The organism is Nonomuraea aridisoli (genome assembly GCF_003236395.1).
GTDB lineage: Bacteria > Actinomycetota > Actinomycetes > Streptosporangiales > Streptosporangiaceae > Nonomuraea > Nonomuraea aridisoli.
Genome location: NZ_POUD01000005.1, coordinates 71,142 through 89,364, shown reverse-complemented (window position 1 = coordinate 89,364; position 18,223 = coordinate 71,142). Strand labels below are relative to the sequence as shown.

Annotated in this window: 18 protein-coding genes; 1 reads left to right on the top strand and 17 read right to left on the bottom strand. The window is 68.8% G+C overall.

Annotated elements, in window-relative coordinates; genetic code table 11:
* Positions 1-115: 115 nt before the first annotated feature.
* Genes C1J01_RS02645 through msrA form a run of 3 tightly spaced genes read right to left on the bottom strand, consistent with a single transcriptional unit; the run spans position 116 to position 1,357 of the window.
* Positions 116-445 carry a type II toxin-antitoxin system VapC family toxin gene (locus C1J01_RS02645; protein WP_111175543.1) on the bottom strand — a complete coding sequence of 110 codons (330 nt, stop codon included), beginning with the start codon at positions 443-445 and terminating at the stop codon, positions 116-118.
* Complete coding sequence (locus tag C1J01_RS02640) at positions 442-648, bottom strand: hypothetical protein (protein ID WP_111175541.1); 207 nt, start codon at positions 646-648, stop codon at positions 442-444. The genes C1J01_RS02645 and C1J01_RS02640 overlap by 4 nt, the downstream gene beginning before the upstream one ends.
* A gap of 58 nt (positions 649-706) precedes the next feature.
* Positions 707-1,357 carry a peptide-methionine (S)-S-oxide reductase MsrA gene (gene msrA / locus C1J01_RS02635; protein ID WP_111175567.1) on the bottom strand — a complete coding sequence of 217 codons (651 nt, stop codon included), beginning with the start codon at positions 1,355-1,357 and terminating at the stop codon, positions 707-709.
* 131 nt (positions 1,358-1,488) lie between these two features.
* Between msrA and rarD the strand changes: the two genes are divergently transcribed.
* A complete protein-coding gene (gene rarD / locus C1J01_RS02630) occupies positions 1,489-2,412 on the top strand; it encodes an EamA family transporter RarD (protein WP_111175565.1) in 924 nt (307 codons plus the stop codon).
* On the opposite strand, the gene C1J01_RS02625 is transcribed toward rarD, so the two are convergent.
* The 14 genes from C1J01_RS02625 to C1J01_RS02560 all read right to left on the bottom strand — a co-directional run bounded on the left by C1J01_RS02625 (position 2,380) and on the right by C1J01_RS02560 (position 18,222).
* Positions 2,380-3,369, bottom strand: a complete 990-nt coding sequence (locus C1J01_RS02625) for a polyprenyl synthetase family protein (protein ID WP_111175539.1) — start codon at positions 3,367-3,369, stop codon at positions 2,380-2,382. The two genes, rarD and C1J01_RS02625, sit on opposite strands and share 33 nt — an antisense overlap.
* A 12-nt stretch (positions 3,370-3,381) precedes the next feature.
* Entirely contained in the window at positions 3,382-4,974 is a 1,593-nt protein-coding gene (gene nuoN, locus C1J01_RS02620; RefSeq protein ID WP_111175537.1) for an NADH-quinone oxidoreductase subunit NuoN, read from the bottom strand.
* Positions 4,971-6,527, bottom strand: coding sequence for an NADH-quinone oxidoreductase subunit M (locus tag C1J01_RS02615; RefSeq protein WP_111175535.1), 1,557 nt, complete (start codon positions 6,525-6,527; stop codon positions 4,971-4,973). The genes nuoN and C1J01_RS02615 overlap by 4 nt, the downstream gene beginning before the upstream one ends.
* Positions 6,527-8,374, bottom strand: coding sequence for an NADH-quinone oxidoreductase subunit L (gene nuoL, locus C1J01_RS02610; RefSeq protein ID WP_181448537.1), 1,848 nt, complete (start codon positions 8,372-8,374; stop codon positions 6,527-6,529). The genes C1J01_RS02615 and nuoL overlap by 1 nt, the downstream gene beginning before the upstream one ends.
* 73 nt (positions 8,375-8,447) lie before the next feature.
* Complete coding sequence (gene nuoK, locus C1J01_RS02605; RefSeq protein ID WP_020542667.1) at positions 8,448-8,744, bottom strand: NADH-quinone oxidoreductase subunit NuoK; 297 nt, start codon at positions 8,742-8,744, stop codon at positions 8,448-8,450.
* A complete protein-coding gene (locus C1J01_RS02600; protein ID WP_111175531.1) occupies positions 8,741-9,541 on the bottom strand; it encodes an NADH-quinone oxidoreductase subunit J in 801 nt (266 codons plus the stop codon). The genes nuoK and C1J01_RS02600 overlap by 4 nt, the downstream gene beginning before the upstream one ends.
* Positions 9,534-10,049 (bottom strand): NADH-quinone oxidoreductase subunit NuoI, encoded by a 516-nt coding sequence (gene nuoI, locus C1J01_RS02595; protein ID WP_111175563.1) that lies wholly within the window; start codon positions 10,047-10,049, stop codon positions 9,534-9,536. Before nuoI ends, C1J01_RS02600 begins: the two co-directional genes overlap by 8 nt.
* On the bottom strand, positions 10,036-11,337 hold the full coding sequence (gene nuoH, locus C1J01_RS02590; RefSeq protein ID WP_111175529.1) for an NADH-quinone oxidoreductase subunit NuoH: 1,302 nt from the start codon (positions 11,335-11,337) through the stop codon (positions 10,036-10,038). Before nuoH ends, nuoI begins: the two co-directional genes overlap by 14 nt.
* Positions 11,334-13,709: an NADH-quinone oxidoreductase subunit G gene (locus C1J01_RS02585; protein ID WP_111175527.1), complete on the bottom strand. Its 2,376-nt coding sequence runs from the start codon at positions 13,707-13,709 to the stop codon at positions 11,334-11,336. The genes nuoH and C1J01_RS02585 overlap by 4 nt, the downstream gene beginning before the upstream one ends.
* Positions 13,706-14,995 carry an NADH-quinone oxidoreductase subunit NuoF gene (gene nuoF / locus C1J01_RS02580; protein ID WP_111175525.1) on the bottom strand — a complete coding sequence of 430 codons (1,290 nt, stop codon included), beginning with the start codon at positions 14,993-14,995 and terminating at the stop codon, positions 13,706-13,708. The genes C1J01_RS02585 and nuoF overlap by 4 nt, the downstream gene beginning before the upstream one ends.
* Positions 14,992-15,648 (bottom strand): NADH-quinone oxidoreductase subunit NuoE, encoded by a 657-nt coding sequence (nuoE, locus tag C1J01_RS02575; protein WP_111175523.1) that lies wholly within the window; start codon positions 15,646-15,648, stop codon positions 14,992-14,994. Before nuoE ends, nuoF begins: the two co-directional genes overlap by 4 nt.
* Positions 15,645-16,970 (bottom strand): NADH-quinone oxidoreductase subunit D, encoded by a 1,326-nt coding sequence (locus tag C1J01_RS02570; protein WP_111175521.1) that lies wholly within the window; start codon positions 16,968-16,970, stop codon positions 15,645-15,647. The genes nuoE and C1J01_RS02570 overlap by 4 nt, the downstream gene beginning before the upstream one ends.
* Positions 16,967-17,674: an NADH-quinone oxidoreductase subunit C gene (locus C1J01_RS02565; protein WP_111175519.1), complete on the bottom strand. Its 708-nt coding sequence runs from the start codon at positions 17,672-17,674 to the stop codon at positions 16,967-16,969. The genes C1J01_RS02570 and C1J01_RS02565 overlap by 4 nt, the downstream gene beginning before the upstream one ends.
* A complete protein-coding gene (locus C1J01_RS02560; protein WP_111175517.1) occupies positions 17,671-18,222 on the bottom strand; it encodes a NuoB/complex I 20 kDa subunit family protein in 552 nt (183 codons plus the stop codon). Before C1J01_RS02560 ends, C1J01_RS02565 begins: the two co-directional genes overlap by 4 nt.
* Position 18,223 lies beyond the last annotated feature (1 nt).

The window sequence follows — 18,223 nt, the reverse complement described above, 5'->3', positions numbered from 1 at the left end:
CCGATGTGCTGGCCGCTCAACGCCGTGAACGCGCCCGCATCCGCAGCGAACGCCAGCATCGTTGGGGCCGTCCCCGCGACGAAGCCGCATGATCAAAACCGGTGAACGTTCGTGGTCAGCCCACTAGTCGCTCAGCAATCGCGATCACTGAGGCATCGACCGCCCCCAGAGGAAGGCTTGCGTACGTCTCAACCAGGCGGCTCATACGGGCTAGGTCCCAGGAGGTCAGATCGACCAGCGCCAGCCCTGATCCGAAGGGCCGAAGGAACGCCGCTTCCGCCTTGCTGCCTTGCCGTTTCTCAACGAGCTGGCATACCTCGGTGACGACCGTAGACGGGACGAGCAACGGACCTTGATGAGTCCGCAAGAGGCGGGCACACGCATCGTGGTGCTTGTCTCGGTTGTTGAGAGCCGCGACCAACGGGCCTGTGTCAAGAACGATCACAAGGAGTGATTGTCCTCCGACCGCAAGATCTCCTCGGACCGTTCCGCGAAATCAGGCTCCGCCTCCAACATTCCGATGAAAGGCAGGTCACGAGTCACCTGCGGCTCATCGAGCTGGTCCCGCACAAGACGAAGCAGCCGTGCGACCTTCTCCTCAGGCAGTTGGTCCACCAGGTGGTGAAGTTCTTCGCGCAGCACGCTCATACACGCAGTCTATGAGACGAAGGCGCCCCCAGGCTGGGACACCTTCGTCGCAGCGACGTCAGGCCTCTCCGGACGTCAGGCCGACCGGGCAGGCGACGCCCGTGCCACCGATGCCGCAGTAGCCGTTCGGGACCTTGTACAGGTACTGCTGGTGGTATTCCTCGGCGTAGTAGAAGGGGCCGGCTGAGGTGATCTCGGTGCTGATCCGGCCGTAGCCGGCCTGGTCCAGGACCCGCTGGTACGCGTCGCGCGACGCCTCAGCGGCCTTCTGCTGCTCCGGCGAGTGGTGGTAGATCGCCGAGCGATACTGGGTGCCGACGTCGTTGCCCTGGCGCATGCCCTGCGTCGGGTCATGGGCCTCCCAGAAGACCTTCAGCAGCTCCTCGTACGACACCTTCGCCGGGTCGAAGACCACCCGGACGACCTCGGCGTGCCCGGTCCGGCCGGTGCAGACCTCTTCGTACGTCGGGTTGGGCGTGTGGCCGCCCTGGTAGCCGACGGCGGTGGTGAACACCCCGGGCGTCCGCCAGAACACGCGCTCCGCGCCCCAGAAGCAGCCGAGGCCGAAGTCGGCGACCTCCAGGCCCTCCGGGTAGGGCGGGGCGAGCGGCGCGTCCAGGACCGCGTGGCGGGCCGGCACGGGCATGGTCTCCGCTCGGCCCGGAAGGGCGTCCTCCGGGCGCACCATCGACGTCTTGTTGCCGAACATCCAGCCCATAGCGCTACCTCCAGAGCTCTCCAGCCAGGCTACACACCGGTCAACACTTAAGCGTGTCTACACATTTCCGTACAGACATCGAAATTTGTATTTAAAGGTGGTAATGCCTGAAAATGGGCTACATGCCTGACCACCGGCGCGGTGTGCTCTACGGGATCGCCGCCTACACGATGTGGGGGCTCTTCCCCCTCTACTGGCCCCTCCTCAAGCCCTCGGGCGCGATCGAGATCCTCGCCCACCGCATGGCCTGGTCCCTTGTCGTGGTCCTCGCCGCCCTCGCCGTGCGCAGGCACTGGTCCTGGATCAAGGAGCTGCTCGGGCAGCCGCGCAAGCTGGCCCTCCTCACGCTGGCCGCCGTGATCGTCACGATCAACTGGGGCACCTACATCTACGCGGTCAACACCGGCCACGTCGTCGAAAGCGCCCTCGGCTACTTCATCAACCCGCTGGTGAACGTCCTGTTCGGGGTGGTGCTGCTGCGCGAGCGGCTGCGTCCGCTGCAGTGGGCGGCGGTCGGGTTCGGGGCGCTCGCGGTGCTCGTGCTGGCCGTCGACTACGGCCGCCCGCCCTGGATGGCGCTGACGCTGGCGTTCAGCTTCGGTCTGTACGGCCTGGTGAAGAAGCGGGCGAACGTGCAGGCCACGGAGAGCCTCGCCGTCGAGACCCTGGTGCTGCTCCTGCCGGCCGTGGGCTACCTGCTGTTCCTGCACGGCACGGGCGCGGGCACGTTCGGCCAGGAGGGCGGCTGGCACGCGGTGCTGCTGGTGGGCGCCGGGCTCATCACGGCGGTGCCGCTGGCCTGCTTCGGCGCCGCGGCCATCCGGGTGCCGCTGAGCACGATGGGGCTGCTGCAGTACATCGCGCCGATCCTGCAGTTCGCCGCGGGCGTGCTGGTCTTCAGGGAGGTCATGCCGCCCAGCCGGTGGATCGGGTTCTCGATCGTCTGGCTGGGCCTGGCCTTCTTCACGTACGACAGCCTCCGGGCAGCGCGGACGGCCGCCCGGAACCGCAGGTCAGCCGCTGCGCTCGACCACGTAGTCACATAGCGCGAGAAAAGCGCTCCTGGCCGGGATGTCGGGCAGGCCGGAGATGTCGGTACGAGCCCGGTCCACCCAGGCGTCCAGCTCCGCGCGGGCCCTGGCCATCGCCGGGTGGGCGCGCAGCAGGGTGAGCGCCTCCTCGACGTGCTTCTCGGCCACGGGGCCCGACAGCAGCTCGGTCAGCCGCGGCGAGTCGCCGGCGGCGAGCGCGTACAGGACGGGGAGGGTCTTGATGCCCTCCCGCAGGTCGGTGCCGGGCGTCTTGCCGGACTGGGCGCCGGAGGAGGCGACGTCGAGCAGGTCGTCGCCGAGCTGCCACGCTACGCCGATCGCCTCGCACGCGCGGCTGAGGCGCTCCTCCACGTCGGCCGGGGCGCCGGCGAGCAGGGCGCCGAAGCGGCCGGAGGCGGCGATGAGCGAGCCGGTCTTGTCGGAGAGCACGGACAGGTAGTGGGCGATGGGGTCCTCGCCCGCGCGCGGCCCGACCGTCTCGCGGATCTGCCCCTGCACCAGGCGGGAGAACGTCTGCGCCTGGATGCGGATCAGCTCGGGGCCGAGGTCGGCGAGGAGGTCCGATGCCTGGGCGAACAGGTAGTCGCCGGTGAGGATCGCCACGGTGTTGTCCCACCGGGCGTTCGCGGACGGGGAGCCGCGGCGCACGTCGGCCTCGTCCATGACGTCGTCGTGGTAGAGCGAACCGAGGTGGGTCAGCTCGATGACCACGGCGCCGGGCACGACGCCCGGCGCCGACGGGTCTCCGAACTGCGCCGCGAGCAGCACCATCAAGGTGCGGAACCGCTTGCCGCCGGCTTCGATGAGGTGCTTGGACACTTCCGTGACGAAGGCGTCCTCCGTCTCCACCGACGAGCGCAGGAGCTTCTCGACCGCGGCCAGTCCGTTGGCCACGTCCAGCGCCAACCGCTCGTCCTCGATGGGAAGGTCAACCACGGGAGGCGCGGACATATCGAGAACCCCTTATCTGATGAACAGGCTGCTAGCTGCCTGGTTGGCGATACCGAGCACGGACTCCGGGTAGAGCCCCACCCCTACGGTAACCAGCAGGGAAACCGCGATCACCGCCACGGTCCCCATACTGGGCACCGCGATGGCCGGGCCGTCGGCCGCCGGGTCGCTGAAGAACATCAGCACGATCACGCGGACGTAGAAGAACGCGGCGATCGCGGAGGCCACCACGCCCACGACGACCAGGCCGGCCATCCAGCCGCCCATCGAGTCGCCGGGCTGCGTGCCGCTGTCGAGAGCGGCCGCGAACACGGCGTACTTGCCGAAGAAGCCGCTGGTCAGCGGGATGCCCGCGAAGGCGAGCAGGAAGAACGCGAACACGCCGGCGAGCAGCGGCGCGCGCTTTCCGAGACCCGCCCAGCGCGACAGGTGACCGGCCTCGCCACCCGGGTCACGGATGAGCGTGACGACCGCGAACGCGCCGACGGTGGTGACACCGTACACCGCGAGGTAGAACAGGATCGCCTTCAGGGAGTCGGCGTTGCGCTCGGCCGAGCCGTACGTGGCCATGACGCCGACGAGCAGGAAGCCCGCGTGCGCGATGGACGAGTACGCCAGCATGCGCTTGATCTCGGTCTGCGTGATGGCCAGGATCGAGCCGACGATCATGGTGAGCGCGGCCACGACCCAGATGACCGGACGCCAGTTCCAGTCAAGGTTGCCCAGACCCACCCAGAACACCCGCAGAACGGCCCCGAAGGCCGCGACGAGGGTGCCCGAGGCCATGAGGGCCGTGATGGGCGTCGGGGCGCCCTGGTAGACGTCCGGCTTCCACGCCTGGAACGGCGCCGCGCCGATCTTGAACAGCAGGCCCACGCCGAGCAGCGAGAAGCCGATCAGCAGCAGCGGGTCGAGCGTGTTGCCCGCCGCCATGGCCCGGTTGATGCCCGGCAGCGAGACGGTGCCCGCGAAGCCGTAGATCATGGCGGTGCCGTACAGGAAGAACGCCGAGGAGAAGGCGCCCAGCAGGAAGTACTTCATCGACGCCTCCTGCGACAGCAGGCGGCGCCGGCGGGCCAGGCCGCACAGCAGGTAGAGAGGCAGCGACATGACCTCGAGGGCCACGAACATCATGAGCAGGTCGTGCGAGGCCGGGAAGAGCAGCATGCCGCCCACGGCGAACAGGACCAGCGGGTAGACCTCGGTGTGGCCGACGCCGCCCGAGTGGGCCTCGGCCTCCTCCTCGTCGGCGCTGCCCGGCACGGCCGCGGCGGAGGCCACGAAGTGCCCCTCGTCGTTGATCAGCAGCACGCAGACGAACGACAGGACGAGGATGACGCCCCAGATGAACAGCGAGGGCCCGTCGACGGCCAGCGCGCCCATCGCGGAGGCCGTGGTGGGCACCTGACCGCCCATCACCTGCACGAGGACCAGCGCGAAGGCGCCCGCCAGGCTCAGCAGGGTGAGCGGCACGTGGATCGGCTTGCGCAGGTAACGCGGCGCGAACGCCTCGACCAGCACGCCGATGATGGCAGCGCCGAAGACCACCAGCAACGGCGCGAGCGTGCCGTACTCGATCGTCGGCGCTTGGAAGTCCCCGTTCACTGACCTGTCCCTTCAGCGATGGTGGAGGTGGGAACCTGCACGTTGGTCAGCGTCTGTTGCACTGACGGGTTGATCACGTCGAGCAGCGGCTTGGGGAAGAAGCCGAAGCCGATGATCAGCGCGACCAGCGGGGCCAGCACCCACACCTCACGCGCGCTCAGGTCTTTGAAGGCCTTGACCGGCTCGGCCGTCGGCCCGTTCATGGTCCGCTGGACCATCCACAGGATGTAGACCGCCGCGAGGATGACGGCCACCGCGGAGATGATCGCCGCCACCGTGAGCGCGCCGGAGCCGTGCGCCTGGCTCGAGTACGTGCCGATCATCACCATGAACTCGCTGACGAACGACGACAGACCCGGCAGCGACAGACCGGCCAGGCCCGCGATCAGGAAGAAGCCCGCGAGCACCGGGGCGACCTTCTGCACGCCGCCGTAGTCGCCGATGTACGGCGAGCCGCGGCGGGCGATGAGGAAGCCCGCGGCCAGGAACAGCGCGCCGGTGGCGAAGCCGTGGTTGACCATGTAGAGGGCCGCGCCGGACTGCGCGACGGACGACATGGCGAACACGCCGAGCACGATGAAGCCGAAGTGGGAGATCGACGTGTAGGCGATGAGCCGCTTCATGTCGGTCTGCCCGATGGCCACGATGGCGCCGTAGACGATGCTGATGACCGCCAGCACGACGATCGGCATCGTGAACGCCTTGGCGGCGTCGGGGAAGAGCTCCAGGCAGAAGCGGAGCATGCCGAACGTGCCGACCTTGTCGAGCACGCCCACGAGCAGCACCGCGGCGCCGGCCGGGGCCTGGGCCGCCGCGTCGGGCAGCCAGGTGTGCACCGGCCAGAGCGGCGCCTTGATCGCGAACGCGATGAAGAAGCCGCCGAAGAGCCACTTCTGCATCGTCGGGTCCTGGATGGCGCCGACGAGCTCGGGGAACATGAACGTCTGCTTGCCCGCGACCACGTAGAGGCCGATGACCGCGACCAGCATGAGCAGGCCGCCGAAGAGCGAGTAGAGCAGGAACTTCACGGCCGCGTACGACCGCTGGGCCCCGCCGTACGACCCGATCATGAAGTACATCGGGATCAGCATGGCTTCGAAGAAGACGTAGAAGAGGAAGATGTCGGTCGCCGCGAAGACGCCGATCATCATCGTCTCCAGCACCAGCAGCAGCGCGAAGTACGTCTTCACCGACCGCTTCGGCGTGATCAGCGTGCCGTCGGCCGTCTTGACGCCGTCGGCGTCGTGCCAGGAGGCCAGCACCACGAGCGGCACCAGCACCACCGACAGGGCGATGAGCACGAGCGCGACGCCGTCGACGCCGACCCCGAACTTCACGCCGAAGCTCGGGATCCAGTTGTACTCGGCGACGAACTGGAAGCGGTCGCCCGACGGGTCGAACCCGGCGGCCATGACGCCCGTCAGGACCAGCACCAGCAGCGAGACCAGCAGGGTGACCTGCTTGGCCAGCTTGTCACTGCCCTTGGGAAGCAGGGCCACCACGATGGCGCCCACCACGGGCACCGCCATGAGTATCGGAAGCCAGGGTGACATCAGATGTTCCCAACGAAGAGCAGGGCGCCGGTGAGCAGCGCGGCACCGATCAGGATGGACAGCGCGTACGTTCTGGCGAAGCCCGTCTGGATCCGCCGCAGGCGCCCGGAGCTGCCGCCGATGCCCGCCGCCAGGCCGTTGACCACCCCGTCGATGCCGCGGTTGTCGAAGAACACCGCGAGACGGGTCAGCCACTGACCGGGACGCATGAAGAGCGACTCGTTGAGCGCGTCACCGTACAGGTCGCGCCGGGCGAAGGTGGTGAGGAAGGAGCCGCGCGGCTGCACCGCGGGCACCGGGACCCTGCCGTACTTCATCCAGGCGATGATCGCGCCCACCGCGACGAGCGCGAGGGTCGCGAGGCCGGGCACGCTGGTGAAGTGGAACTCCGGCCGCTCCGCCGGCGCGCCCACCGCAGGGGTGAGCCAGTCCAGGAGCCGGTTGCTCAGGATGAGGTAACCGCCCAGGAAGATCGAGCCGAGCGAGAGGATCATCAGCGGCACGGTCATGACCAGCGGCGACTCGTGCGGGTGGGCGTCGTCGGCCCAGCGCTTCTCGCCGAAGAAGGTCATGAAGATCATCCGGGACATGTAGAAGCCGGTGATGCCCGCGCCGAGCACGGCCAGCCAGCCCAGGATCGGCTGGTGGTGGACCGCGGTCTCGATGATGCCGTCCTTGGTGAAGTAACCGGACAGCAGCGGGAACCCGATGATCGCCAGGTAGCCGATGAAGAACGTGACGAACGTGATCGGCATGACCTTGCGCAGGGCGCCGTACTTCCTCATGTCCACTTCGTCGTTCATGCCGTGCATGACCGAGCCGGCGCCGAGGAACATGTCGGCCTTGAAGAAGCCGTGCGTGATCAGGTGGCCGATCGCGAAGGCGTAGCCCGCCGGGCCGAGGCCCGCGCCGAGCATCATGTAGCCGATCTGCGACATCGTCGAGCCGGCCAGGCCCTTCTTGATGTCGTCCTTCGCGCAACCGATGATCGCACCGGCGAGCAGCGTGACCGCGCCGACGATGGCGACGGCGAGCGCCGCCCCCGAGCCCTCGGGGAAGAAGAACGCCCCCGAGCGGACCACCAGGTAGACGCCGGCGGTGACCATGGTCGCGGCGTGGATGAGGGCCGAGACCGGGGTCGGGCCCTCCATGGCGTCGAGGAGCCAGGACTGCAGCGGCAGCTGCGCCGACTTGCCGCAGGCGCCGAGGAGCAGCAGCAGGCCGATGGCCAGCATGGTGCCGTTCTGGGTGCCGGGCGCGATCTGCTCGCCGAGTCCCTTGAAGGTCAGCGTGCCGAACGTCGTCCAGATGACGAACATGCCGACGAGCAGCCCGAAGTCACCGACGCGGTTGACGACGAACGCCTTCTTCGCCGCGGTCGCCGCCGACGGCTTGAACTGCCAGAACCCGATCAGCAGGTACGACGCCAGACCGACGCCCTCCCAGCCGATGAACAGGCCCACGTAGTTGTCGGCGAGCACGAGCAGGAGCATCGCGGCCACGAACAGGTTCAGGTAGGAGAAGAACCTGCGCCGGTGCTCGTCGTGGGACATGTAGCCGATCGAGTAGATGTGGATCAGCGATCCGACACCCGTGATCAGCAGCGCGAAGCTGATCGACAGCGGGTCGATCAGCAGCCCCATGTCGACCATGCCGGGGATGAACTCGTACAGGTGCACGGCCCGGCGGCGCTCCTCCGGCCCGAAGCCGAGCAGCTCGACGAACGCCAGCACTGCCACCACGAACGAGGCGAGGGACATGGCCACGCCCAGCAGGTGGCCCCACCGGTTGGTGAAGCGGTTGAACACCAGCAGGATGAACGCCCCCACGAGAGGGAAGGCGATCATCAGCCAGGCGTTGCCGATCACTCCGCCGGTGTGCTGGGCGATCTCAGCGAGTTGAGATTCCACCAGTCACCTCTTAGTACTTCAGCAGGTTGGCGTCGTCGACGGACGCGGACCTGCGGGTTCGGAAGATCGTCACGATGATGGCAAGGCCGACCACGACCTCGGCCGCGGCCACCACCATCACGAAGAACGCGATGATCTGGCCCTCCAGGTTGCCGACCTGCCTGGAGAAGGTGACGAACGCGAGGTTGCAGGCGTTGAGCATGAGCTCCACGCACATGAACACCACGATCGCGTTGCGCCGGATCAGCACGCCCATGGCGCCGATGGCGAACAGCAGGCCGGAAAGGACGAGGTAGTGCGTCGTCACTTGGTCACCTCATTGCTGCTCTGCTCTGCCTCGGTCTGCGGGACGTTCTCCTCCGCCGTGTGCCGGATGGCCTCGGCGAGCTCGGGGTCCTGCGGCAGCCGGCCGTGCTCGACGTCGTAGCGCGCGATGTAGCGGTTGACCGAGGACTCGGCGGCCGAGCCGTCGGGCAGCCGAGCGGGCATGTCGACCGCGTTGTTGCGCGCGTACGTGCCGGGCCCGGGCAGCGGCGACGGGTGGTCGCCGCGGAAGCGGGCGCGGGAGAGATCCTTCTGCGTCGGCTTCTCGGTGAGCCGCTCGCGGTGCGCCAGCACCATCGCGCCGAGCGCCGCGGTGATCAGCAGCGCCGAGGTGATCTCGAACGCGAAGACGTACCGGGTGAACAGCTCGGTCGCGATCGAGCGGATGTAGCCGCCGCCCTGCTCGGTGACCGCGGTCAGCCCGACCTGCGGCGCGAAGACCACGTTGCCGAGGGCCGCGACGATCAGCACCACGAAACCGAGCGCCGCGAGGAACGCCCAGAAGCGCTGCCCCTTGATCGTTTCGACGAACGAGTCGGACGAGTCGACGCCCACGAGCATGAGCACGAACAGGAACAGCATCATGATCGCGCCGGTGTACACGATGATCTGCACGGCGGCCAGGAACGGCGCGTCCTGCACCGCGTACAGGACCGCCAGGCAGAGCATCACCGCGCCGAGCATCAGCGCGGAGTAGACGGCCTTCCGGTTGAAGACCATGCCGAGCGCGGCGCCGACTGAGACGACGGCGAGCACCCAGAACGTGATGGTCTCACCCATTGGTCCGCCCCAGCCGGTAGTAGTCCTCTTCCGTCTCACCGAGCCGCATCGGGTGCGGCGGCTGCTCCATGCCGGGCGTGAGAGGCGCGAGCAACATCTCCTTGGTGTAGATGAGGCTCTCGCGGTTGGTGTCGGCGAGCTCGTACTCGTTGGTCATGGTGAGCGCGCGGGTCGGGCACGCCTCGATGCAGAGCCCGCACAGGATGCACCGCAGGTAGTTGATCTGGTACGTGCGCCCGTAACGCTCACCCGGCGAGTAGCGCTCCTCCTCGGTGTTGTCCGCGCCCTCGACGTAGATCGCGTCGGCCGGACACACCCAGGCGCACAGCTCGCACCCGACGCACTTCTCCAGCCCGTCGGGCCAGCGGTTGAGCTGGTGACGCCCGTGGAAGCGAGGAGCCGTCGGCTTCTTGACCTCCGGGTAGTTCGTCGTGACGGGCTTTTTGAACATCGTGTGGAAGGTGACCCCGAAGCCCTTGACGGGGTTCAGCCAATCAGTTAGTCCCACTGGGAATCTCCTTGTGCTGCACCCCGTGGTAGTGCGGCAGGTCGAGCGGCGGCACCGGGAAGCCGCCGGCCGTCGGCTCGCTGGACAGTTCCTCGAACTCGGCGTCCACCTGTGCCTTGCGCTCCTCCTTGCGCCGCTGGTTGACGGTGTCGAACCGCAGCCAGATGGCCAGCGCGCCGATCACGACCACCCCGGCGATGCCGAGCCCGATCATCCGGTCGCCCTCGTTGACGACCAGGTTGCGCACGGCGGCCACCAGCAGGATCCAGGCCAGGTTGACCGGGATCAGCACCTTCCAGCCCAGCGACATCAGCTGGTCGTAGCGCACGCGCGGCAGCGAGGCCCGCACCCACACGATGAAGCTGAAGACCAGCACGAACTTGATGAAGAACCACAACACCGGCCACCAGCCCGCGTTCGCGCCCTCCCAAAGGGAGATCGGGAACGGCGCCCGCCAGCCGCCCAGGAAGAGCGTCACGGCGATGCCCGAGGCGGTGAAGGTGTGCAGGTACTCGCCCATCATGATCAGGGCGAACTTCAGCGACGAGGAGTACTCGGTCTGGAAGCCGCCGACCAGCTCGCCCTCACCCTCGGGAAGGTCGAACGGGATGCGCGCCGCCTCACCGAACATGCAGACCACGTAGATGAGGAACGACGGGATGAGCAGCACCGCGAACCAGGTCTGCTCCTGCGCCGCCACGATCTCCGACGTCGAGAGCGTCCCGGCGAACAGGAAGATCGCCACGAACGACAGGCCCATCGCGATCTCGTAGGAGACCACCTGCGCCGCCGACCGCAGACCGCCGAGCAGCGCGTACGGCGAGCGCGACGACCAGCCGGCCAGCACCACGCCGTAGACGGAGACCGCGCCCATGGCGAGCATGAAGAGCACCGCCACCGGCAGGTCCACCAGCTGCAGCGGCGTCTGCACGCCGAACAGGTTGACCATCGGCGCGAACGGCACGATCGAGAAGGCCAGGAACGCCGGCACCACCATGATCACCGGTGCGAGCAGGTAGAGCACCCGGTCCACGGTCGTCGGGAAGATGTCCTCCTTCAGGCCCATCTTCAGACCGTCGGCCGCGGACTGCAGCAGACCGAACTTGCCGGCCCGGTTCGGGCCGCGCCGGTTCTGCATCCAGGAGATCAGCTTGCGCTCGTACCAGACGCCGAACAGGATGCCCAGCATCAGGAAGACGAACAGCATCACGGCCTTGATGATGGTGATCCACAGCGGGTCCTTGCCGAAGTCGGCAAGGGTGGGATCGGCCGCGAGTACGTGTTTCATGAGGCGCTCCCGATGGTGACGATGTCGCCGGCCACCGCGCGCAGATCACGGGTGACCGAGCAGCCGCCGGAGTTCGCCGGCACCCAGACCACGCGGTCGGGCAGGTCGGCGACGCGCAGCGGCAGCGTCACGATGCCGCCGACGACGAGCTTGTCGCCGTCGGTGACGCCGAGCTCGGCGGCCGTGCTCTCGGAGAGCAGCGCTTCGGCGGGGCGGGCGGTGCCCGCGAGGTACGGCTCGCCGTCCTGCAGCCTGCCCTCGTCGAGCAGCAGGTGCCAGGTCGCCAGCAGCGCCTGACCCGTCTCGGGCACCTCCGGCGTGCGGCTCAGCACGCTCGGCGCCGGGACGCGGCTGCCGCGCCAGGAACCCAGCGTGGACAGCTCGCGCCGGACCGCCTTGGCGTCCGGCAGGGCGAGGTGGACGTCCATCCGGTCGGCCAGGTTGGCGATCACGGCGAGGTCGGACTGCAGGCCGGGCACCTTCAGCGGCGCCTCGAACGAGCGGCCCCTGCCCTCCCAGTTGACGAACGTGCCGCCCTTCTCCTGGACGGCGGCGACGGGCAGCACCACGTCGGCGCGGTCGGTGACGGCGCTGGCGCGGATCTCCAGGCTGACGATGAACGGCGTGCGCTCCAGCGCCTCCAGAGCCGCGGCCGGGTCGGCCAGGTCGTACGGGTCGACGCCGGCCACGACCAGCGCGTCGAGCTCGCCGTCGCGGGCGGCGGCCAGGATGGCGGAGGTGTCGCGGCCCGGCGTGGCGGGCAGCGAGGCGACGTTCCACAGCCGGGCGACCTCGGCCCGGGCGGTCTCGTCGTCCACCGGGCGGCCGATCGGCAGCAGGTTGGGCAGCGCGCCGGCCTCGATGGCGCCGCGCTCACCGGCCCGCCGCGGGATCCAGGCGAGCCTGGCGTCGGAGGCGGCGGCGAGGCGGACGAGAGCGGACAACGCGCCGGGGACGGTGGCCAGGCGCTCGCCGGCGAGCACGATCGTGCCCGGGGCCAGCGTGCCGACCAGGTAGCCGATCGCGTCGGCCTCGGCGCCCGGGGCGGTGCGGACGAGCGTGCCGCCCATCTTCTCCAGCCCGGGGGTGGCGAACGGCGCGATCGCGGTGACCTTCAGGCCCTTCTTCATCCACGCCTTGCGCAGGCGCAGGAAGACGATCGGCGACTCCTCCTCGGGCTCGAACCCGACGAGCAGCACGTGGGGGGCGTTCTCGAGGTCGGCGTAGCTGATCTCGATGCCCTTGCCGGCCACCGCGTGCGCCAGGAACTGCGCCTCCTCGGCGGAGTGCGGCCGGGCGCGGAAGTCGACGTCGTTGGTGCCGAGGGCGATGCGGGCGAACTTGGCGTAGGCGTAGGCGTCCTCGACCGTGACGCGGCCGCCGACCAGCACGCCGGCCTTGCCGCGGGCGTTGGCCAGGCCCTGCGCGGCCACCATCAGCGCCTCCGGCCACGAGGCGGGCACGAGCACGCCCTCCTCGTTGCGGACGAGGGGCTGCTTGAGCCGGTCGGGCTGTGTCGCGTAGGTGAACGCCCAGCGGCCCTTGTCGCAGTTCCACTCCTCGTTCACCTGCGGGTCGTTGCCCGCCAGGCGGCGGGTGACCCGGCCGCGCCGGTGGTCGGTGCGCATGCTGCAGCCGGAGGCGCAGTGCTCGCACGCGCTCGGCGTGGAGACGAGGTCGAACGGGCGGGCGCGGAAGCGGTAGGCGGCGCCGGTGAGCGCGCCGACCGGGCAGATCTGCACCGTGTTGCCGGAGAAGTAGGAGTTGAACGGCTTGCCGTCGGCCGTGCGCACCTGCTCCTTGGCCCCGCGCTCGAAGAACTCGATGAGCGGGTCGCCCGCGATCTGGTCGGAGAAGCGGATGCAGCGCGCGCACTGGACGCAGCGCTCACGGTCGAGCAGCACCTGCGTCGACAGCGGCAGCGGCTTGGGGAAGGTGCGCTTCTGCTCCTGGAACCGGGACTCGCCGCGGCCGTTGGACATGGCCTGGTTCTGCAGGGGGCACTCGCCGCCCTTGTCGCAGACCGGGCAGTCGAGCGGGTGGTTCAGCAGCAGGAACTCCATCGCCGCCCGCTGCGCCTTCTCGGCGACCGGGGAGGTGAGCTGCGTCTGCACCACCATGCCCTCGGCCACCTCGATGGCGCACGACGGCTGCGGCTTGGGGAAGCCGCGGCCGTTGCCCGCGTCGGGGATGTCGACCAGGCACTGGCGGCAGTTGGCCGCCGGGTCGAGCAGCGGGTGGTCGCAGAACCTGGGGATCTGGATGCCCAGGAGCTCGGCGGCCCTGATGATCAGAGTGCCCTTGGGGACACTGACCTGGAACCCGTCGATGGTCAGGGTCACCAGGTTCGTTTCGGTCTCTACGACGGTCACTGCTCACCCCAGAGAGTGGACTTCTTCGGGTCGAACGGACAGCCGCCGATCTCGAAGTGCTTGAGGTACTCCTCGCGGAAGTACTTCACCGAGGAGTGGATCGGGCTCGTCGCGCCGTCACCCAGCGCGCAGAACGAGCGGCCCAGGATGTTGTCCGCGATGTCGGTGATCGTGGACAGGTCCTCTTCGGTGCCCTGGCCGGCCTCCAGGCGCTTGAGCACCTGCTTGAGCCAGTACGTGCCCTCGCGGCAGGGCGTGCACTTGCCGCAGGACTCGTGGGCGTAGAACTCCGTCCAGCGCAGCACCGTGCGGACCACGCAGGTGGTCTCGTCGAAGATCTGCAGCGCGCGCGTGCCCAGCATGGAGCCCTTAGCGCCGACCGCCTCGAAGTCGAGCGGCACGTCGAGGTGCTCGTCGGTGAAGATCGGCGTGGACGAGCCGCCGGGGGTCCAGAACTTGATCTGGTGCCCGGCGCGGATGCCGCCCGCCATGTCGAGCAGCTCGCGCAGCGTGATGCCGAGCGGGGCCTCGTACTGGCCGGGGCGGGTGACGTGGCCGCTGAGGGAGAAGATGCCGAAGCCCTTGGACTTCTCGGTGCCCATCCCGGCGAACCAGTCGGCGCCCTTGCCGATGATCGAGGGAACACTCGCGATCGACTCGACGTTGTTCACGACAGTGGGCGAGGCGTACAGGCCCGCCACGGCCGGGAACGGAGGCTTGAGCCGGGGTTGACCACGGAAGCCCTCGAGCGAGTCGAGCAGTGCCGTCTCCTCGCCGCAGATGTAGGCGCCCGCGCCGCTGTGCACGACCAGCTCCAGGTCGAAGCCGGAGTCGAAGACGTCCTTGCCGAGATACCCCTTGGCGTACGCCTCCCGCACGGCCGCGTGCAGCCGGCGGATGACGTGCAGCACCTCGCCGCGCACGTAGACGAAGGCGTGGTTGGCGCGGATCGCGTACGACGTGATGATGATGCCCTCGACCAGCGCGTGCGGGTTGGCCATCATCAGCGGGATGTCCTTGCAGGTGCCCGGCTCCGACTCGTCGGCGTTGACGACGAGATAGTGCGGCTTGCCGTCGCCCTGCGGGATGAAGCCCCACTTCATGCCGGTGGGGAAGCCCGCCCCGCCGCGGCCGCGCAGGCCGGAGTCCTTCACGGCCTGGATGACGGCGTCGGGGTCCATGCCCAGGGCCTTGCGCGCCGCGGCGTACTCGCCGTAGGCGTCGATGGTGAAGGAGTCGGGCTGGTCCCAGTTGGCGGTCAGGATCGGTGTCAGCGTCGTGCTCATGCCTCGGGGGCCTTCCATCCGTTGGCCTTGGCGACCTTCAGCCCCTCGAGCGACGCGCCCGCGGCCGACGGGCCCTCGCCCGCCAGGTCGTCGGGCAGGCCGGCCAGCACGCGCGAGGCCTCCTTGAAGGTGCACAGCCGGTTCGGGCCGCGCGTGGGGCGCACTTCCTTGCCGGCGCGCAGGTCGTCGACGAGCTGCTTGGCCGACTCGGGGGTCTGGTTGTCGAAGAACTCCCAGTTGACCATCATGACCGGCGCGAAGTCGCAGGCCGCGTTGCACTCCAGGCGCTCCAGCGAGACCTTGCCGTCGGGCGTCGCCTCGTCGTGACCGACGCCGACGTGCTCCGACAGCTCCTCCCAGATCTGGTCGCCGCCCATGACCGCGCACAGCGCGTTGATGCACACGCCGACGTGGTAGTCGCCGACCGGCTTGCGCTTGTACATGGTGTAGAACGTCGCGACGCCCGTGACCTCGGCCTTGCTGATGCCGAGCATCTCGGCACAGAACTCCTGCCCGTCGTCGGAGACGTAGCCGTCCTCCGACTGCACGAGGTGGAGCAGCGGCAGCAGGGCCGACCGCGTCTTCGGGTAGCGGCCGATGATCTCCTTGGCGTCCCGCTCCAGACGCTCACGGATTTCCGGTGAATATGTCACCGGTCCACACCTCCCATGACGGGGTCGATAGAAGCCACCGCGGCGATCACGTCGGCGACCTGGCCGCCCTCCGCCATCGCGGGGAAAGCCTGCAGGTTGCAGAAGGACGGCTCACGGAAGTGCACGCGGAAGGGGCGGGTGCCGCCGTCGCTGACCACGTGGGCGCCGAGCTCGCCCTTGGGCGACTCGATGCTGGCGTACGCCTGCCCGGCCGGCACCCGGAAGCCCTCGGTCACCAGCTTGAAGTGGTGGATGAGGGCCTCCATCGAGGTGCCCATGATGTGGGCGATGTGGTCGGGCGAGTTGCCGAACCCGTCGGGGCCGAGCGCGAGCTGCGCGGGCCAGCCGATCTTCTTGTCCTCGATCATCACCGGGTCGCCCTTGAGCGGGCCGGCGATCCGGTCCAGGGCCTGCTCGATGATCTTGAGGGACTCCTCCATCTCCTTCATGCGCACCAGGTAGCGCGAGTAGACGTCGCAGCCGCGCTCGGTGGCGACGTCGAACTCGTACGTCTCGTAGCCGCAGTAGGGCTGCGACTTGCGCAGGTCCCACGGCAGGCCGGCGGCGCGCAGGATCGGGCCGGTGACGCCGAGCGCCATGCAGCCGGTCAGGTCGAGGTAGGCCACGTCCTTCGTGCGGCGCAGGTAGACCGGGTTGGCGTCGAGGAGCTTGCGGATGTCCTTGATCCGCTTGGGCATCTCCTTGAGGAACTCACCGACCTTGTCGACCGCGCCCGCGGGCAGGTCGACGCTCACGCCGCCCGGCCTGACGTAGGCGTGGTTCATCCGCAGACCCGTGATGTACTCGAACAGGTCCATGATCAGCTCGCGGTCGCGGTAGCCGAACAGGAACGGCGTGGTCGCGCCCAGCTCCATGCCGAACGTGCCCATGGCCACCAGGTGCGAGGAGATGCGGTTGAGCTCCATCATCATCACGCGGATGGCCTGCGCCCGCTCGGGGATCCGGTCGGTGATGCCGAGCAGCTTCTCCACGCCCAGGCAGTAGGCGGTCTCGTTGAAGATCGGCGAGAGATAGTCCATGCGGGTCACGAACGTGGTGCCCTGCGTCCACGTCCGGTATTCCATGTTCTTCTCGATGCCGGTGTGCAGGTAGCCGATGACGCCGCGCGCCTCGGTCACCGTCTCGCCGTCGAGCGTCAGCACCAGCCGGAGCACGCCGTGCGTGGACGGGTGCTGGGGGCCCATGTTGACGACGAGGCGCTCTTCTTCGGTGTCGCGCGCGTCGGCGACGACCTGGTCCCAGTCTCCGCCGTTGACCGAGTAGACCTTGCCCTCGGTGGCCTCGTCATAAGCGGTGCTCACGAGTAGCTCCTCCTGTGGTCGGGCGACGGGATGGTGGCGCCGCGGTATTCGACCGGGATGCCGCCGAGCGGGTAGTCCTTGCGCTGGGGGTGCCCCTCCCAGTCGTCCGGCATCATGATCCGGGTGAGCGCGGGGTGACCGTCGAAGATGATCCCGAAGAAGTCGTACGTCTCACGCTCATGCCAGTCGTGACCAGGGTAAACGCCCACGGTCGATGGAATGTGCGGGTCGGCGTCCGGGCAGCTCACCTCCACGCGCACGCGCCTGTTGTGGGTGATCGAGCACAGGTGGTAGACCGCGTGCAGCTCCTCGCCCGTCAGGTGCGGGTAGTGCACCCCGGAGACGCCGAGCGACAGCTCGAAGCGCAGGGCGGGGTCGTCGCGCAGCTTCTGGCAGACCTCGACGAGGCGCTCGCGCTTGACGTGCAGGGTCAGCTCGCCGCGGTCGACGACCACGCGCTCGATCGCGTCGTCGAGCGCCAGGGCGTCGACGACCTCGTCGAAGTAGCTCCCGTACGGGCGGGGCGTCGAGACCTGCGGGGCGCGGCGGACGACGAGCCCGCCGTAGCCGGAGGTGTCGCCGGAGTCCTGGGCGCCGAACATGCCCCGCCGGGCGATCGGCGGCTCCTGCTGGCCACCCGGGGCCGCCGGCACCTCGGGAACCTGCGCGTCCGGGACCTCGGGGAGGTTGTCGGGCGAGGTCACTTCGCGGCCCCCTGGTCGATCAGCGGCAGCGTGCGCAGCGCCTGCAGCTCGAGCTCGTCGATCTGCTTGGCGCGGTGCGCGCCGAACTTCATGTTCTGGATCTTGTCGTGCAGCTTCACGATCGCGTCGATCAGCATCTCGGGCCGCGGCGGGCAGCCGGGCAGGTAGATGTCGACCGGCACGACGTGGTCGACGCCTTGCACGATGGCGTAATTGTTGAACATGCCGCCGCTGGAGGCGCACACGCCCATGGCGATGACCCACTTGGGCTCGGCCATCTGGTCGTAGATCTGACGCAGCACCGGCGCCATCTTCTGCGACACCCGGCCGGCCACGATCATGAGGTCGGCCTGACGGGGAGACGCCGAAGCGCGCTCCATGCCGAAGCGCGCGAGGTCGTAGTGGGGGCCGCCGGTGGCCATCAGCTCGATGGCGCAGCACGCGAGGCCGAACGTGGCCGGCCACACGGAGTTCTTCCGCGCCCACCCGGCGGCCGCCTCGACCGTGCTGAGGATGAACCCGCTGGGGAGTTTCTCTTCAAGTCCCATT

What these genes read in the sequence shown, in the direction of transcription:
- C1J01_RS02615 (WP_111175535.1), bottom strand. Translation starts at nt 6,527, where the DNA reads ATGTCACCCTGGCTTCCGATACTCATGGCGGTGCCCGTGGTGGGCGCC.
- msrA (WP_111175567.1), bottom strand. Translation starts at nt 1,357, where the DNA reads ATGTTCGGCAACAAGACGTCGATGGTGCGCCCGGAGGACGCCCTTCCG.
- C1J01_RS02560 (WP_111175517.1), bottom strand. Translation starts at nt 18,222, where the DNA reads ATGGGACTTGAAGAGAAACTCCCCAGCGGGTTCATCCTCAGCACGGTC.
- C1J01_RS02625 (WP_111175539.1), bottom strand. Translation starts at nt 3,369, where the DNA reads ATGTCCGCGCCTCCCGTGGTTGACCTTCCCATCGAGGACGAGCGGTTG.
- nuoH (WP_111175529.1), bottom strand. Translation starts at nt 11,337, where the DNA reads ATGAAACACGTACTCGCGGCCGATCCCACCCTTGCCGACTTCGGCAAG.
- nuoL (WP_181448537.1), bottom strand. Translation starts at nt 8,374, where the DNA reads ATGATCGCCTTCCCTCTCGTGGGGGCGTTCATCCTGCTGGTGTTCAAC.
- C1J01_RS02600 (WP_111175531.1), bottom strand. Translation starts at nt 9,541, where the DNA reads ATGGGTGAGACCATCACGTTCTGGGTGCTCGCCGTCGTCTCAGTCGGC.
- nuoF (WP_111175525.1), bottom strand. Translation starts at nt 14,995, where the DNA reads ATGAGCACGACGCTGACACCGATCCTGACCGCCAACTGGGACCAGCCC.
- rarD (WP_111175565.1), top strand. Translation starts at nt 1,489, where the DNA reads ATGCCTGACCACCGGCGCGGTGTGCTCTACGGGATCGCCGCCTACACG.
- C1J01_RS02640 (WP_111175541.1), bottom strand. Translation starts at nt 648, where the DNA reads ATGAGCGTGCTGCGCGAAGAACTTCACCACCTGGTGGACCAACTGCCT.